The following is a 17,519-nucleotide window of genomic DNA, read 5'->3' as shown; positions in this document are numbered from 1 at the left end:
ACTCAGACCGTTCTTATTTATTTCGCTCGTACACAAGGAAGCGGTGCGGATAAACATTTTTTTCATCAACTACTCCATCTTTTTGGGAAATAAGCTTCCATTCAGAAAAATCAATTTTTGGAAAATATGTGTCGCCTTCAAACTCCCCCTCAATTTCTGTTACATAGAGTCGATCGGCAAACGGAAGCAGCGCTTCAAAAATCTTCGCTCCGCCAATTACAAACATTTCTTCTTCCTTATTGTTTTGGGCAAATTGCAAAAATTCATTTATCGAATGAAAAACGAGACAGCCTTCGCAAGAAAACTTTTCATTCTTTGTTAACACAATCGTTTCTCTTCCGGGAAGGGGCCGTCCAATCGATTCAAAGGTTTTACGGCCCATGACGATCTTTTTGTTCATCGTTGTTTCTTTAAAATATTTTAAATCATTCGGAAGATGCCAAGGAAGCTTATTGTCCTTTCCGATCAGCCGGTTTTCATCCATCGCAAACAAAAAGGAAATCATACACTCACCTCACCTTTAATGTGAGGATGAGGATCATACCCTTCCAGCGTGAAATCTTCATAAGTAAAATCAAAAATGGATTTTACCTCTTTATTCAATTTCATTGTCGGAAGAGGCCGCGGCTCCCTCGTCAGCTGCAATTTTACTTGCTCAATATGGTTGTTATAAATATGAACATCGCCGAATGTATGGATAAACTCCCCGAGCTCCAAGTCGCAAACTTGAGCAATCATCATCGTTAAAAGCGCATAGGAAGCAATATTGAACGGCACACCTAAAAAAAGGTCTGCGGATCGTTGATAAAGCTGACACGAAAGCTTTCCTTCCGCAACATAAAATTGGAAAAACGCATGGCACGGCGGGAGGGCCATTTTATCTAAATCAGCGACGTTCCAAGCACTTACAATCAATCGCCGTGAATGTGGATTCGTTTTAATTTGTTCAATTACATTTGAGATTTGGTCGATGGTATTTCCGTCTGCACCTGTCCACGAACGCCATTGGTAGCCGTAAATGGGGCCCAAGTCGCCGTTCTCATCTGCCCATTCGTTCCAAATTCGGACGCCATGTTCTTGTAAATATTTTACGTTTGTATCACCTTTTAAAAACCATAACAGCTCATAAATGACCGATTTTAGATGAATTTTTTTCGTCGTAACAAGAGGAAACCCTTTAGCCAAATCAAAACGCATTTGATATCCAAATGTGCTGATGGTTCCTGTCCCCGTCCGATCCTGTTTTTTAACCCCGTGCTCAAGCACATGTCTGCATAAATTTAAGTATTGTTCCATTGATGACACATCCTTTAGTTGAAATGTTACTTTAATTTACAATCGGCTCGTTCTCCCATTGCTATTAAACCGTTTGTCAAACGAAAAAATTTTTTCAAAATCCGGATCGAAAAAGCCGTCTCATGCAGCTTATTTTTGCAATCTCCATCTTTAAAAATGGAAAAATTGGCGAATCGCCAATTATTTCCCGCTGCACACTTTCTGAAATTATTTTATCTCTTCCAGCTTATCATTTACATCTTCGTTATTATGAGCAATGCGGCTAGCTGCACTTGCAGCAATGGCTGCCACGATATCGTCTAAAAATGTATTGACTTTCCCGTCATGGCTATTGTTCAGCTCTTTGATGATTCCAAATTTTTCTTTGTCTAAATAGCCATAATTCGTAAATCCAATTGACCCATAAACATTTACAATCGATAACGATAAAATTTCATCAATTCCATATAGCGGTTCATCTGATTCGATAATTTGCTGAAGCGGTTCAGGAAGCAATTTTTGTTCCGCAAGCTTGTCTAAAGCAATTCCTGTCAAGACAGCATGAATGATTTCTCGTTTTCTTAAAATCTTTTCAACATGGTATGTGCATTCTTCAAGAGACAGATCGGGAATGTATTTTTTTTGCAGCTCCAACACGATTTGTCCAATGTCTTTTAATGTTACTCCCCGATCTTCCAACAATTCAATCGCTTTTTTTTGGAGCTTTTCAAGTGAATACGCCATATTCAATCACTTCCTTTACTGCAACCAATTTGGAGGTGTGTTTGTGTCCCAATAAATTTTCCCCAATGCATAATGGGTTTGAAAGTGGTCATGGTATGTATGGTAATGAAAATCAAACCAATAGCCCTGTTTTGGCGGATGATCGACGCGAACATGAAATCGTATCAAGTCTTTTCCGCTCATACGATCATAAATGTGAAAAATTTTTTCTCCTTTTCCATTCGCAGGTTTTTGGGATATAGCCAAATCTGCAAATTTTTCCTTCTCCGTTGCCAAGAAGGTTTTGATCACTTCTTCCATTTGCGGCAAAACTAAGTTGCGAAACTCATCTTCTATCACACCGCTGATTTTTTTACCGAATTTTTCAAATGATTGTTTTTCCGCTTCAAACAAAAATTGATCGACAATGTTTGGCTGTTCTATTGCTGACTGATCTTGTGAATCACGATGCAGTAATAGTTTTTTCTCTTCGGCCTCCGGTGCATAGTTTGCGTCAGGAGCCTGTTTATTGACGGTTAAGGCGGACGGAGGCGCTACAAGCCCGAATGTTGCGAGTGTAAATAAAACGACAAGCGATTTTCGAATCCAATTTTTCAAGTTCCCAACATCCTTTCCGCCAAATGAACAAACGATACTATCATTCTATCATATTTTAATCAAAATAGATATTTGATAGAGTTTTTTGACTGAAAAGAAATGGGTTCAAAAAAACGAGAAAAAAGGGTAAAATAAAAATCAGAAGTTGGAGGCAGCAGATCGGAAGCCGACAATTTGGGAAACCGGCAGAAAATGACCGTTCAACTCATCCTGCAAAATTTTTTCTAGTTGATTGGAGGAAAGTACATATGTATGATGCAATGTTCATAATAGGTAGCTTTATTACACTTGCATATTTAATTGTAATGGAACTTACAGACTAAAAGGGGCTGTCCAGCAAGTCAAAATCCACTGAAATCGAAGCATCATAAGCGTCGATATATCAACGTTTCTAAAACATTAAAGGGGCGTCTATAAGCCGGAAAATCGACTTATTAGACAGCCCCTCTTTTACTTTTAAGAAGCTGAATATCATTAGCAATGCTTTTCAAATGCTTGAAGAAGATTTTCCATAACTCCTTCCAGCGTATTGCCTTCAATGTCATGTCTTGGGATAAAATGGACAACTTCTTTTCCTTTTAAAAGAGCCATTGACGGCGACGACGGTTCATAACCGATAAAATACTCCCTCATTTTTGCCGTCGCTTCCCGATCTTGACCCGCAAAAACTGTTACGAGATGGTCAGGAGTTTTTTCGCTTCTTACTAAAGCTTGTGTTGCCGCTGGTCTTGCAAGTCCCGCTGCGCAGCCGCAAACGGAATTCACAAAGACGAGCGTTGTCCCTTCCGCTGATTCCATAAATTGATCCACCTCTTCAGGTGTAACTAATTCGCGGAATCCGGCATTTGTCAACTCATCTCTCATCGGTTGAACGAGCTGACGCATATACTCTTCATAAGCCATTGACATTTTCAATCCCCCTAATTTTTACTATATTTAACATTATTCGTTTATGAAACAGAAATATGCTACTTTTGCCGGCTTTCGGTCATTTGCTTCCAAACGGATCCTTTTGCTTCTTCTCCTTTTTCGATCCTTTCTATTGCCATCTTTATTTGCATTTTCACTTCAAATTCTGGATCGTCTTCCGCTTCCTTCAGTTCCTTTAAAACAGATTCATCTCCTACTTCGTACAAAAACATGGCTGCTCGCCAACGAACAAGTTTACTTTTGTCCTTCAATGCTTTCGCCATTTCAGGAATAGCCGCTTTGTCCCCGATGTCAGATAGCGCATCACCTGCTGTTCTTCTAACAGTAACGCTTTTATCTTTTAACGCTTTATAGAGCAAAGGAAGGACAGCCGGATCTTCGAGCATTCCTAAATAGACCGTTGCAAGTCTTCGTATCGATGCTTTCTCATCATTCAACGCTTTTTCCAGCACATCTAAATCTTCAAGCGTTGGATCCATTTGCTCCAAATGGGCAAACCGCTTTTGCCAATCAGGATCATCAAGCATGTCAACCGTTACTTTGTAGCTGAATCGCTTAAACGTTTCCTTTTCATCCTTTTGATGAATGATTCTATTTTTTATGCGTTCCAGCCTGTCATCCGGATAGGCTGCTGATATTTCATCGACAACCTCCTGGCCGATTGCATCCAAATCTCCGTAGCGGACGCCATGCTCCTTCCATTCCCTTTCTAAAACAACGTTGTTCGCATGCTTTTGAACTTCCATGATCATGTTTCGGAAGCGTTCAGGCAGCCCGTAGCGGCGCTCCTCATGTCCGTCTGTCAGCTTTACTTGCATCGGCAGGCCGTGAAACATTTGAATAAACACTTTTACTTCGCCATATCCTTCTTCAGGAGAATAGGCGTCCTGGCTGTTATCTTCAACCTGCTCACCGAAAATGCTTCTTACTTCTGATAAAATATCCTGCCAATGATATTTGCTGTTTCGTTCAATGGCCATAAAATCTGCAACATGATAAACCCCTTTCACCCCTTCAATTGCTAAAATGGATTGGATTTCCTTTGGTGCTTCATGAGCATTTTCTTTTTTATAATTGTTCCTTTTACCTGCCGGAAGCTCTTGGTCGAGAATTACTTTCATCGTATTAGGGCTTGGGGTAGGTTCAATCGACTTAATGTTCACAAGATGTCACTCCCTACTTCCTCTTAGCTAGTTCCATTTTAACATGCCAGTCTGCAAAATTCTTTCCAAAAGCACTTGCAGTGAAATAATGGAGAATTTACAAAAGCTTTTCGATATAAGGAGCGATGTCTTTCGGATTTGTTTGCGGAACAAATCGCTCTACCGGATTGCCGTCGCGGTCGATCAAAAATTTTGTAAAATTCCATTTAATCATCTTTGTTCCAAACACGCCTGGAATTTGTTCGGTCAAATACACAAATAAAGGATGGGCATTCGGGCCTCTCACATCAATTTTTGAAAAGACGGGAAATGTCACACCATAATTTTCACAAAATGTTTGGATTTCTTCGTCCGTTCCCGGCTCCTGATTGCCAAACTGATTACACGGAAACGCCAGTACGACAAATCCTTTTTCTTTGTATGTTTCATATAAATTTTGCAAATCTTTGTATTGCTCCGTAAAGCCGCAATAACTTGCAGTATTGACAATGAGCATGACATTTCCTTTATACTGTAATAGTGATATTGTTTGCCCATCTGCGGTTTTTACATCAAAGTCATAAACAGTCATCACGCCTCCCCCTCCATTTACGTTGATTTTACATTACAGTCATAATAATAACAAATCTAAAATTGAAATATCATTTTAAACTATCTATAATATTAGCAAAACTTAGTCTGATCATGTTCTGTTTCGCTCTGCACATGATTCATTTTTTTGTTTTTCGATTACATTCCGGAGGTGCACATACATGCCAATTAATATACCAGCAAATTTGCCGGCAAAAGAAATATTGGAGAAGGAAAACATTTTCGTGATGGATGAAAAAAGGGCTTACACTCAGGATATCCGCCCATTAAATATTGCCATTTTAAATTTAATGCCAGAAAAAGAAAAAACGGAGACCCAGCTTCTCAGACTTTTAGGAAATTCTCCGCTTCAAGTTAATATCACGTTTTTGCGTCCGAAAACCCATACGCCAAAAACAACGGCAAAGCAGCATTTAGAACAATTTTATACAACGTTTGATCAAGTCAAGCATCGAAAATTCGACGGGTTGATTGTAACAGGGGCTCCTGTTGAAAAAATGCCTTTTAATGCTGTTAATTATTGGGAAGAGTTGACAAACATTTTTGAATGGACGAAAGAAAATGTGACATCTACTTTGCATATTTGTTGGGGTGCTCAAGCAGGCCTATTTTATCATTACGGCATCGATAAATATATGCTGCCGAAAAAATGCTTCGGCGTTTTTGAACATAAAATATCAGATCCTTCCGTCAAGCTGTTAAGAGGTTTCGATGAAATCTATTACGTTCCCCATTCTCGCCATACGGACATCGATGTGGAAGAAGTGAAAAAACAAAAAGATTTAGAGATTTTGTCTTATTCGGATGAAGCGGGTGTATGTCTTATTTCTTCGAAAGACGGGAGATTTATTTTTTTAACCGGACATCCTGAATATGATGCAACAACATTAAGAGATGAATATGAACGAGATTTGGCGAGAGGACTTGACATCGAAATCCCAAAAAATTATTTCCCTAATGACGACCCGACGAAATCGCCTTACAATCGCTGGCGGTCACATGCGAATTTGCTGTTTGTCAACTGGCTTAACTATTATGTATATCAAGAAACTCCTTATATTTGGGAATAATAATAGCAACCTGGTCGGATTAAAATACGACGTTCTGAAATTGAGGTGATGAAATCGTTTATGAATAAGCAGAAAATTTTGATCTTGACAGCAAAGTACGGAAACGGGCATATTCAAGTGGCAAAGACGCTGGAAAAGCGATGTATGGAACGGGGTATGGACGTCATCGTTTGCGATCTATATCAAGAGTCTCATCCACTCATTACTGAATTCACAAAATACCTGTATTTAAAGAGCTTTTCGTTTGGAAAACAGTTTTACCGTTTGTTTTATTATGGTGTAGATAAAATGTACAATAAACGAGTCATGAATGTTTATTACACAATGGGCAGAAAAAAACTCGAACAAGTGATTGCTGCTGAAAAACCCGATATCATCATCAATACGTTTCCAATGATCGTCGTACCCGAATACCGGAGACGCACCGGTCACGTGATTCCGACCTTTAATGTCATGACAGATTTTTGTTTACATAAAATTTGGGTGCATCAAAACATAGATAAATATTATGTTGCATGTGAAGATGTAAAAGAAAAACTTCTCAGCTTAGGGATCGACGAAAAAGACGTAAAAGTTACCGGAATTCCTATACGCAGCCGATTTGAAGAAAATATTGAGATAGAACCGTTGTACCGCAAATATGGATTAAGTGAGAACAAACATATTTTGCTTATTATGGCAGGTGCTCACGGCGTCTTAAAAAATGTGAAAGAAATTTGCGAAGCGATGCGCTATTCAGAAAACGTCCAAACCGTTGTTGTATGCGGAAACAATCATGCGCTCAAAGACCGCTTAGCCCCTCTTGCTAAAGCAAGCAGAGATCAATTGAAAGTTTTGGGTTACGTCGAAAGAGTGGACGAGCTGTTTCGAATTGCTTCCTTGTTGATTACAAAACCCGGAGGAATTACGTTAACAGAAGCTTCTTCCCTTTCGGTTCCTCTCGTTTTATACAACCCGGTTCCTGGGCAGGAAAAAGAAAACGCGGAATTCTTTGCAAAACACGGCGCTGCGGTCATCGTCAACAATGTATCTGATATGATTGATGAGGTGAACAAATTATTGCATTCACCTGATAAATTAAAACGAATGCGTAAAAATATTTTTCAACTGTACCATCCAAACGCTGTGGACACCATTTTAGACGACATAAAGTTAGAAAGTGAACGAATGTCTAAATATATTCATGAACATATTTCATAAACGAGTGTCAATAAGACATTCGTTTTTTTATAAAATGATGTCGCTTTATCGTATTAACTTCCTCGTATTACCTGGAAAATGCTTTTTTTTACGAGAAAACAGCACCGATTTTCACGGTGAAAGCATCCTTGTCATGTAGCCGGCAATTAAGCTGATTTATTCCCAATCAATTTCCATCTTAGCGTTTTGACAAAAATTCGAATCATTGGAATAAACTTGACTTTCAATAATTGGTTAGTGTATAGTAGATATATCATTTAGCTGAATATAGGCAGCCTAAGGTTTTGAGACCTTGCTTGTTGCATTATATTCCTGTTAAATGATAAAAAATTTTTTAAGCACGGCTTTGTGCGGAAAGTATTAGGAGGAAATCGAAATATGCAACAAAATGGTAAAGTAAAATGGTTTAACAATGAAAAAGGTTATGGTTTTATTGAAGTTGAAGGCGGAGACGATGTTTTTGTCCACTTCACTGCAATTCAAGGCGAAGGTTTCAAAACCTTAGAAGAAGGTCAAGCGGTATCTTTTGAAATTGTCCAAGGAAATCGTGGACCACAAGCAGCGAACGTTGTAAAATTATAATCGATGATCATTTGATCTTCAAATATAAAAAGAGGCTTTTGCCTCTTTTTATTTTTTATTTTCGGAATTTTTATTTATTACTGAATTTTCGATCGACGCGTTTGCGTGTCCCCCTCAAATTTTTCCCCAGCTCTTTAATTTGCTGTCCCACCGTGCATTTATTAATACAAAATGAATGGGCATATGTTTTTCCGTATTCTTTTCGAAAATGAGCTTTTAAAAAACAATTTACGCAATATTCATCCATTAATTCAGTCACTTTTTCAAATATAGCCGCACGATCTTTCATCATTCCATCTCCACTGTTTTTTATTTATCATTATGCTGTTTCACAAAAAGAGATTGTACTTTCTCGAAAATGTATCTTTCGCATTCTCAATTGAAGAGACTAATTTTTTATACCATATTCTGTTCAACCTTGCAACCGATTCACTCAAAAGGGTTTTTACAGACATTGATCGAATTGTATGGTATAATCACATCGATTTTTTTAAAAAGAAAAAGGCAGTCAAATAGATGTTTTACTTAATAAGATCAAAAGTTCCTCACATCTATTTTAAGCTTTTTTCATCCATATCATGATCTTGATGACATGTTATATTCTTCATTTTTAAAAAAATTCCTCTAAGGGAGTGAAATTGATTGGTAGAAGTCTACATAGATGGTGCGGCAAAAGGAAATCCCGGACTTTCCGGCGCCGGTATTTATATAAAAGGATCGAACATTCAAGAAAAATATTTTTTCCCCCTTGGCGTCATGGATAATCATGAAGCTGAATTTGCTGCATTAGTCAAAGGACTTATGATCTGCCTTGAAAAAGGATATAAGATCGTCTCTTTCAGAACCGATTCACAGGCAGTGGAGCAAGCAGTGCTTAAACGTTATGCAAAAAATCAACGCTATAACAGCCATCTTCAAGAAGCGTTAAAGCTCATCGATCAATTGGATTTGTTTTTTATTAAATGGATTCCCGAAAAGCAAAACAAAACGGCTGATGAATTAGCCAAAAAAGCATTGCAGCTTCAAAAAGGGATTGATCATGAAGGAACAACAAGCGGCTGATTTTAAGTTTTTTCGCGTTGCTTATATTTGGAAACAGCATTTTTTATCGTTCGGAGGGCTTTATGTGTTAACTCATATTATTGAAGAAGAACTAACAACGTTCTGGTCTTTCATTGGAACCCTTTATTGTATTAGCACGCAATAAACTAACAACGTTCGGAGCGTTCAGCGGGACCTTAATGTATTAGCGCGATAAACTAACAACGTTTGTGAACATTCACCGGGACCTTTAATATTAGAACACAATATACTAACAACGTTTATGAGCGTTCCATCAAGAGCGGGGCCCCATGAGATCATCCGCTTTTTGATCAGAGGGATGAGCTTTGTTTTTGCGGCTTCTCCCGGCAAAAAACATTTCCACAAACCATTTTGCACGTTCTGTTAGCATCCAGAAAATAAAGACTCTTCCATAAATTTTATGAGGAACTGGGTCATCCAGTTCCTTTTAGCTTTGCTTCCGACTTACATATTCTTTTACCATTTCTTCCGTTACGTATTTTCGCTGCGGAACGATTCCGGTGGTTCTGGCCAGCTCATTCATTTCTTTTGTAATTTCGTTAATCGTTTGCACGGAAAAATGAAGCCCCTTTTCGCAAAGCATTACAGCTTCATCGATTGCCTGCTCCCGTTTTTCTTCTAGATGCAAAAACCTTTTCACGATCTCGTGCTGTCGGTTTGAATGCTTTGTTATCTCTTTATGTACTTCTGCCATCTTTTTTCCCCCTAATTTTTAAGTTCGAGCACTTTCAAAGGAAGAGAGGAGCTTCTGCCCCTCTTTATGAAAGCGATGTTAATTCATTGAATTTTTCTTTCATCCATTGTACATCATTTGGTGCTGTCAACGTTTTTAATCTAGCTTGAATAAATTGTTCCCCTTCCTGAATCATTTTTTCCTTCAGCTGTTCGATTTCCTTTTTCAATAATGCTTCGTAATGGCGAGCCAGATGCTCTTCAAAAGCTCTCACCGACATGTCAATCGTATCTTTCAAATTCTGTTCTAAAATATCAAACAGCTTTTGCTTTTCGTTCTGCTCGAAAAATGATTTCGTATTTCGGAACACTTTATGTGCTTTTGAAACATCAAATTGAATGTAAGGGAAAACGGAAACTTGGATCCGGATTTCTTCCCATTGAACCTCTTCTATATTTGAAAACGGAACTGCTTCACATTGTTTAGCAACCATGTCGGAAAGGTTCTGATTGATTTTTTGCAATATTCCGTTTAAATAATTTTCAATACGAAGTGTTGTAGCGTTCATTTCCTGCTGGAGCTGAATATTCAGTCCTTCTATCATTTCGTTAAAACAATCCATTAAAATGGCTGCTTCTCCCTTTGTGTTGTTTGTAAATTTGCCAGGATGATACGCCTCTTTAAACAGCTCCGGAAGTTTATGAAGAAGCCGCTGTTTTACGTAATAGTTCAATTCTTCCGTTTCCTGTTGGAATGTTATAACGTATTCATCAACTGATTGCGTACGAATTAATTCCTGCATGCGATTGAGCTGATCCTTCAATTCGCGAATTTTCTGATCGCGTTCGCTTTCATCAAGCTCCAAAAGCTTGATCATATCTGAAAGTTCTGAGACCGCCTGTTGAAATTCATGTTCAGCCGCTTGAATTAAAACGGTCATCAATTCATGATGGATAAAATGTTCAAACGACTTAAGAAAATGCGGAAACTCGTCTCGAACCTTTGAAATCTTTTTCTTTTCCAATGCCTGTAAGCTTGAAACTTGAAAAAGCTTCGGCTCTCGGATTGAATGGGACAATAACATTTGCTCGACATAATTTCGAACATCTTCTGCATCTTGATCATGTTCCGCCAAATCAATTGCATTGATGATAAAAAACATTTTATCTAACGTAAAGGCGTCCTTTACAAGACCAAGCTGATCCAAAAACTGCTGATCTCCTTTTGAAAATGGATGGTTGTAGTAAGTTAAAAAGATAATGGCATCCGCATGTTTTATATATTGGAAAGCAAGTTCTGTATGCCGGCCGTGAAATGAACTCGCACCTGGAGTATCAACAAGAGTAATCCCTTTTCTAGTCAGATCACAATCATAATAAATCGTTACATCCTGAATCATACATGACCGTTCTTCTTTTGCAACAAATGACTCAAGCTCATCTGCCTTGATCCATTTCACTTTTTGATCTTCTTTTTCATAAAATGAGATTCCTTCTAAAAAGGTGTTCAGCCTTCGTTGAACCATTTCATCTTCCGTTCGTTTCATTGCTTGAAGCATCGCTTCGCGCAAACCGGAAAATCGCTCCGCCTTAAGAGAAAGCGGTGCTAGCAATTCATTAATTTCTTCTAAAATTTGCTGCTCATTTTTAAAGACTACTTCCACATCCCCGTGTTTTTTGCCATCTTTAACACCGGTTAATTTATTGATAACAGCGGTTGTTGGAGTTGGCGAGGAAGGGAAAATTTTTTCACCAATCAAGGCATTTAAAAAGCTCGATTTTCCTGCACTAAACGCGCCAAAAATTGCAATTTGAAAGGAGCGGTTCTCAATTTGAGAAAGTTTTTCTTTTAAGCGGTTGGCTGAATGCTCCAGCCCAGTCTCATTTAAAATTTCAATCCCTTTTTGCAGCTTATTTATCATTTGATCTTTCTTCGCCGCTTCATGTTTTCGTTCGGTTTCTTTTTTCTCTATTTTTTTATCTTTTCTTTGCTTTTCATTCGAAATAAGGAATTGAAGAGAATTCCATTCCATGATTTGTTTTTGCAGATGTTCGGCTTTCCATCGCTCGATATCAATATTGTCAACAGTTCCTTGACCATTTAATATGTCGGAAAGCTGTTTAAACTCATTCATAAATTGTTCTTTCTCATCAATCGCTTTAGACATTTGCATCAGTTTGACTGTAAGCTGTTCCCGCTCCTGCTTCATCCGTTCTCTTTCTGTTTGATTCATCTTGTGTAACGCTTTGATCATGTGATCGCGCAAGCTTTGAGCTTCTCGTTTGCACAATTGCTGTACAGCATTTGAAACATCTTTCCCATACTGGAGCACATATTGACCGTTTAATTCAGCCCCTGGTTTGATCACGTCAAGCAGCATATTTTCATCAAATTCGATCGAAAAGCTTAGTATTTGCTGTAAAAGAGAAGGTTGGTCGATATGATGCTTTTCGTAATATTTTTTCGCCATATTGATGATGTGCCATACAATTTGCGATTCCACATTTTTGGCCAGCTCTTCATAAAATTGAATAAGTGCATTTCGTTTTGCCTCTTCTGTTTTCTTTTTTGAGAAAAACAAACCAACTTTAAAATCTTTTTTCTGGGTTTCAATTAATTTTGCCGCTTTTTCCCTTGTATCATAAGGCATAAGATTGGCGTTTCTCAACAAACCATCAAGTTCTTGATCAAATGCTGCTTCAAACTGTTTAATGTCTTCATCTATCAGTTTGAGCTTCTGTTCTATTTCCGACAATTTTTGCTGGCTGTTTTGAAGCAGCTGATCAAGCTGATTCCATTCATCCAATGAGAGATGAAGGCTCTCCGCTTTCTCTTTAGACAAATCCTCCTTCATTTGTTGAAGCAAAATTTTTGCCTGCTCCAATACATTTTTTCGCACTAAATGCTTTTTATTATCGACTAGCCCATTTAACCGCTCCTCTAACTGCTTAAATTCGTTTAAAGGATGCTCAGGCGATTTCGTTGTCGTATAATAAATATTTTCCTTTTCAATTCCGATAGCTGTCAGCGAGGCTTCAATGTTTGTTTTAAACGTTGAAAAAGGTATTTCATCTTCTTGATGCTTATCAATTTGGTTGATGATGACGATGATCGGTTTATTCATCCCCCTCAGCTTTGACAAGAAAGAAAAATTCAGCTCCGACTGAACGTGATGATAATCCGTCACATATACGATGTAATCCGCTAAATGGAGCGCCGATTCTGTTCTTTTGCGATGATCGTCATCCGTCGAATCAATTCCCGGCGAATCTGTTAAAATCAGATGTTCACGAATCGTAAAATAAGGCCGTTGAATAAATACTTTTTCAATTTCATTTTCTTGTTTGCACAGCTTGCTGATCAGCTCATTATCCAAATCGTCTTTCGATTCATACATTTTGCCATTAAACAGATGCACACGGGTCAAACGTTCGCCTTTCGCCAGCATGACGATATTGGAGCTGGTCGGAAGCGGACTCGAAGGCAAAATGGTTCCGTTTGCAAGCTTGTTTAACAGCGATGATTTTCCTGCCGAAAAATGGCCCATAAATGCAATTTGGATTTGATCCTGCATTTCTTTTTCAATTAATTCTTTCCATTTTTGTTTATAGGAAGCTTTGACTTCTTTAGGAAGCTTTTCAAATATTTGAATCAAGCTGCTGATTCGTTCTTGCTCAACTACATTTCCCATACCTCAGGCTCCTTTTCGTCAATTCCTCATGTTGATTTTACCATATTGCCCGTAAATGAAGGCAAAAAAATTATTTTCAGGAGCCTGGACAAGAAAAAACCCGCTTCGCTTCCTCCCAAGCGACTGTTAAAAAGCTCAGTTTTCCCATAAAAAAGAGATTGACTGTTTTTTGCCAATCCCCGCTATGTAATATATGAAAAATTTATTTATGAATTTGAATCGACTCGCTTCAAAACATATCCGATTAAAATGCTATAAATCAAAACCGTACTACCGACAAAAAGCATTGTCATGTCGTCACAGCCTTTCTTGAGAATGATTTTCATCATTAATTAAAGAATAACATGAGTGAAAATCATTTTCAATAGTTTTTTCGAAACGAAGTTTTAAATTTTAAAATTTTACATAAAAAAACCAGCCAAAAATGGCTGGCACAAAATTTATTATTTAGTGATTTCGATTAACAAATCACCTGTTTGAATAGCTTCTCCGCTCTTCACATAAATATCTTTAATAACACCTGCAAACGGAGCTTGAACAGTCGTTTCCATTTTCATTGATTCAGTGATCATTAAATGATCGCCTTTATTTACTTTTTCGCCTTTTTCTACCAAGACTTTAATTACTGTTCCAGGCATAGATGCTCCAATATGTTCAGGGTTTTGCGGATCTGCTTTGACTCTTTGCTGAACAGTTGATTTGATGCTCTCGTCTTTAATGACAACCTCACGCGGCTGGCCGTTTAATTCAAAGTACACGATCCGCGTTCCATCAGGCTGCGGTTGGCCAATGGAAACTAGCTTCACAATCAGCGTTTTTCCTTTTTCAATTTCCACTTCAATTTCTTCGCCTAAACGCATTCCGTAGAAGAATGTCGGTGTATCTAAAACAGAAATGTTTCCATATTGTTCATATGTTTTCAAATATTCCGTGAACACTTTTGGATACAGTGCATAAGCGATCGTCTCGTAAGGCGTCGGCTCACGATGGAGCAGCTGCTCCAGCTCTTCTTTTAATGCTTGGAAATTAACCGGCTCCAATAGCTCACCAGGTCTAACTGTAATCGGCTCACGGCCTTTTAAAATCACGCGCTGGAGCTCTTTCGGAAAGCCTCCGTACGGCTGGCCGAGATATCCGGCAAAAAATTCAATGACTGAATCTGGGAAGTCAAGCGATTCTCCACGCTCATATACGTCTTCTTCCGTTAAATTGTTCTGAACCATAAAGAGCGCCATGTCACCAACAACTTTTGATGACGGAGTTACTTTGACAATATCACCAAACATTTGGTTGACGCGGCTGTACATTTCTTTCACTTCCTCCCAGCGGTCACCCAAACCTACAGCCTTCGCCTGCTGCTGCAAATTGCTGTATTGTCCGCCAGGCATTTCATGTACATAAACTTCTGAATGAGGAGCTTTCATGCCGCTCTCAAAGTCTTGATAATATTTGCGCACTTCTTCCCAATATTGAGACAGCTTTTCCAATGATTGAATGTTAACATTCGGTCTTCTTTCCGAACCTTCAAGCGCATAATATAAAGAATTGGCACTTGGCTGAGAAGTTAAACCGGCCATTGAGCTCAACGCCGTATCTATAATATCGACCCCTGCTTCGATCGCTTTGGCATATGTGTAAATGCCGTTTCCGCTCGTATCATGTGTATGCAAATGAATTGGCAGATCGACCGTTTCTTTTAACACTGAAATAAGCTCATATGCCGCCTGTGGCTTCAACAATCCTGCCATATCTTTAATGCCTAAAATTTGTGCGCCTGATGCTTCCAATTCTTTTGCCATCTGTTTGTAATAATTCAAATCATATTTTCTTCTTGTTGGATCGAGAATATCCCCTGTATAACAGATGGCTGCTTCGGCAATTTTTCCGGTTTTTCGGACAGCATCGATGGCAAGGGTCATCCCTTTTACCCAGTTTAAGCTGTCAAAGATTCTGAACACATCAATGCCTGCTTCCGCTGATCTTTCGACAAATTCTTTAATTACATTATCTGGATAGTTTTTATATCCGACAGCATTCGATGCGCGCAAAAGCATTTGCAGAAGCAAGTTTGGCACATGCTTTCTGACAATTTGAAGTCTTTCCCACGGATCTTCTTTTAAAAAGCGATAGGCAACATCAAACGTTGCTCCTCCCCACATCTCAAGCGAAAACAGGTTTGGAAGCAATCTCGCAGTAGGTTCAGCAATCTTTTTAATATCATTTGTACGCACGCGAGTTGCCAACAATGATTGATGAGCATCTCGGAAAGTCGTATCCGTCAACAGCACTTGTTTTTGTTCTTTTACCCATTTAACAAGGCCGTCGACTCCTTCTTTCTCTAAAATTTGTTTCGTTCCTTCTGGAATAGGCTCCGATAATTTTACGTGCGGAATTGGTGGCTCATCAAATACTGGTTTTTTCTTTTTCCCGATGCCTGGAAAACCGTTCACCGTCACATTCCCAATATATGTGAGCATTTTTGTTCCCCGATCTCGTTGTTTCGGGAAAACGAACAGCTCAGGTGATGAATCAATAAAGGACGTATCATATTCTCCAGATAAAAATTTCTCATGTTTAATGACATTTTCCAAAAAAGGAATATTTGTTTTTATTCCGCGAACTCGAAATTCTCTTAAATTTCGAATCATTTTTCTGGCAGCTTGCTCAAACGATAGCGCCCATGTCGATACTTTTACAAGCAATGAATCATAATAAGGTGTAATAACAGCGCCTTGGAAGCTGTTTCCGGTATCCAATCGAACGCCAAAGCCGCCTCCGGAACGATACGCCATAATTTTTCCAGTGTCCGGCATGAAATTGTTCAGCGGATCTTCCGTCGTCACCCTTGCTTGAATAGCATATCCCCATGTTTTAATGTCTTCCTGTCTTGGAATTCCAACTTCCGGGCTGTGAATTGAGTGGCCTTCTGCCACAAGAATTTGTGTTTGAACGATATCTATCCCTGTAATCATTTCAGTAATCGTATGTTCTACTTGAACACGCGGATTTACTTCGATGAAATAAAAGTCATCTCCGGAAACTAAAAATTCCACCGTACCTGCATTGACATAGTTGACATTTTTCATTAACCGTACAGCCGCTTCGCAAATTTTATCCCTTAATTCCTGCTTTAAAGAAACGCTTGGAGCAACTTCCACGACTTTTTGATGACGACGTTGGACAGAACAGTCCCTCTCATAAAGATGAACAATGTTTCCATCGTGGTCACCAATGATTTGCACTTCAATATGCTTCGGATTTTCGATCAGCTTTTCTACATACACTTCGTCGCTGCCGAATGCAGCTTTTGCTTCCGATTTAGCTCGTTCATAAGAATCCTTTACTCCAGCCTTTGAACGGACTATGCGCATACCCCGGCCTCCGCCGCCAAGAGCAGCTTTAATGATAAACGGATACCCGTATTCTTCACCAAACTGAATCACTTCATCCAAGCTTTTGACTGGACCGTTGCTGCCTGGAATGACTGGAATTCCGGCCTTTTCCGCCTGATGTCTAGCTTTCACTTTATCGCCAAACATATCTAAGTGCTCTGTTCTAGGGCCGATAAAAATGATTCCGGCTTCTTCGCATTTTCTAGCAAATTCGATATTTTCAGATAAAAAACCGTATCCGGGATGAATAGCATCCACGTCATGAGCTTTTGCAATTTCAATGATACCGTCAATATCGAGATATGCTTCGATCGGTTTTTTTCCTTCGCCAACTAAATAAGCTTCATCTGCTTTATATCGATGATAAGAACCTGAATCTTCCCTGGAATAAATTGCAACAGTTCGGATATTCAATTCATTGCAAGCTCGAAATACCCGAATCGCGATTTCTCCACGGTTTGCTACTAAGATTTTTTCAATTTTTCTGTTCGTCATATAAATCCCCCTTGCAGTGTATATTAGATTTTC

General features: G+C 38.8%; 16 protein-coding genes. 5 read left to right on the top strand and 11 right to left on the bottom strand.

The window, feature by feature from the left end:
- Positions 1-13 precede the first annotated feature (13 nt).
- From NSQ41_RS08100 to NSQ41_RS08070, 7 genes are all read right to left on the bottom strand, one after another.
- Positions 14-505: a dihydrofolate reductase gene (locus NSQ41_RS08100; RefSeq protein ID WP_066250267.1), complete on the bottom strand. Its 492-nt coding sequence runs from the start codon at positions 503-505 to the stop codon at positions 14-16.
- Positions 502-1,296 (bottom strand): thymidylate synthase, encoded by a 795-nt coding sequence (locus tag NSQ41_RS08095; protein WP_066250264.1) that lies wholly within the window; start codon positions 1,294-1,296, stop codon positions 502-504. The genes NSQ41_RS08100 and NSQ41_RS08095 overlap by 4 nt, the downstream gene beginning before the upstream one ends.
- 207 nt (positions 1,297-1,503) lie before the next feature.
- Positions 1,504-2,019 (bottom strand): phosphatidylglycerophosphatase A, encoded by a 516-nt coding sequence (locus tag NSQ41_RS08090; protein ID WP_063389674.1) that lies wholly within the window; start codon positions 2,017-2,019, stop codon positions 1,504-1,506.
- Between the two features lie 15 nt (positions 2,020-2,034).
- Positions 2,035-2,616, bottom strand: coding sequence for a YpjP family protein (locus NSQ41_RS08085; protein ID WP_339211409.1), 582 nt, complete (start codon positions 2,614-2,616; stop codon positions 2,035-2,037).
- A 474-nt stretch (positions 2,617-3,090) separates the two neighbouring features.
- The gene (locus NSQ41_RS08080) at positions 3,091-3,525 is read right to left on the bottom strand and encodes a BrxA/BrxB family bacilliredoxin (protein WP_063389672.1); all 435 of its coding nucleotides are present in this window, start codon (positions 3,523-3,525) and stop codon (positions 3,091-3,093) included.
- 59 nt (positions 3,526-3,584) lie between these two features.
- Entirely contained in the window at positions 3,585-4,709 is a 1,125-nt protein-coding gene (locus NSQ41_RS08075; RefSeq protein WP_066250259.1) for a conserved virulence factor C family protein, read from the bottom strand.
- A gap of 97 nt (positions 4,710-4,806) precedes the next feature.
- A complete protein-coding gene (locus NSQ41_RS08070; RefSeq protein ID WP_063389670.1) occupies positions 4,807-5,280 on the bottom strand; it encodes a glutathione peroxidase in 474 nt (157 codons plus the stop codon).
- A gap of 181 nt (positions 5,281-5,461) precedes the next feature.
- Between NSQ41_RS08070 and metA the strand changes: the two genes are divergently transcribed.
- The 3 genes from metA (at position 5,462) to cspD (ending at position 8,152) form a co-directional block, all read left to right on the top strand.
- Positions 5,462-6,370, top strand: coding sequence for a homoserine O-succinyltransferase (gene metA / locus NSQ41_RS08065; protein WP_063389669.1), 909 nt, complete (start codon positions 5,462-5,464; stop codon positions 6,368-6,370).
- A gap of 60 nt (positions 6,371-6,430) precedes the next feature.
- A complete protein-coding gene (locus NSQ41_RS08060; protein ID WP_063389668.1) occupies positions 6,431-7,570 on the top strand; it encodes a diglucosyl diacylglycerol synthase in 1,140 nt (379 codons plus the stop codon).
- Between the two features lie 378 nt (positions 7,571-7,948).
- Positions 7,949-8,152 (top strand): cold-shock protein CspD, encoded by a 204-nt coding sequence (gene cspD / locus NSQ41_RS08055; RefSeq protein ID WP_063389667.1) that lies wholly within the window; start codon positions 7,949-7,951, stop codon positions 8,150-8,152.
- 70 nt (positions 8,153-8,222) lie between these two features.
- On the opposite strand, the gene NSQ41_RS08050 is transcribed toward cspD, so the two are convergent.
- Positions 8,223-8,441 (bottom strand): zinc-finger domain-containing protein, encoded by a 219-nt coding sequence (locus NSQ41_RS08050; RefSeq protein ID WP_339211407.1) that lies wholly within the window; start codon positions 8,439-8,441, stop codon positions 8,223-8,225.
- 353 nt (positions 8,442-8,794) lie between these two features.
- On the opposite strand from NSQ41_RS08050, the gene NSQ41_RS08045 reads away from it, so the two are divergent.
- The gene (locus NSQ41_RS08045) at positions 8,795-9,214 is read left to right on the top strand and encodes a reverse transcriptase-like protein (RefSeq protein WP_339211405.1); all 420 of its coding nucleotides are present in this window, start codon (positions 8,795-8,797) and stop codon (positions 9,212-9,214) included.
- A complete protein-coding gene (locus NSQ41_RS08040) occupies positions 9,192-9,359 on the top strand; it encodes a hypothetical protein (protein WP_157727946.1) in 168 nt (55 codons plus the stop codon). The genes NSQ41_RS08045 and NSQ41_RS08040 overlap by 23 nt, the downstream gene beginning before the upstream one ends.
- Positions 9,360-9,662: 303 nt before the next feature.
- Here the strand turns inward: NSQ41_RS08040 and NSQ41_RS08035 are convergent, their stop codons facing one another.
- From NSQ41_RS08035 to pyc, 3 genes are all read right to left on the bottom strand, one after another.
- On the bottom strand, positions 9,663-9,929 hold the full coding sequence (locus NSQ41_RS08035) for a YpbS family protein (RefSeq protein ID WP_063389664.1): 267 nt from the start codon (positions 9,927-9,929) through the stop codon (positions 9,663-9,665).
- A 64-nt stretch (positions 9,930-9,993) separates the two neighbouring features.
- Positions 9,994-13,599 carry a dynamin family protein gene (locus NSQ41_RS08030; RefSeq protein WP_339211403.1) on the bottom strand — a complete coding sequence of 1,202 codons (3,606 nt, stop codon included), beginning with the start codon at positions 13,597-13,599 and terminating at the stop codon, positions 9,994-9,996.
- A 443-nt stretch (positions 13,600-14,042) separates the two neighbouring features.
- A complete protein-coding gene (pyc, locus tag NSQ41_RS08025; protein WP_063389662.1) occupies positions 14,043-17,486 on the bottom strand; it encodes a pyruvate carboxylase in 3,444 nt (1,147 codons plus the stop codon).
- Positions 17,487-17,519 lie beyond the last annotated feature (33 nt).

The organism is Aeribacillus sp. FSL K6-8210, from assembly GCF_037963925.1.
Classification (GTDB): domain Bacteria; phylum Bacillota; class Bacilli; order Bacillales; family Aeribacillaceae; genus Aeribacillus; species Aeribacillus composti.
This window is presented reverse-complemented; position numbering and strand designations above follow the sequence as displayed.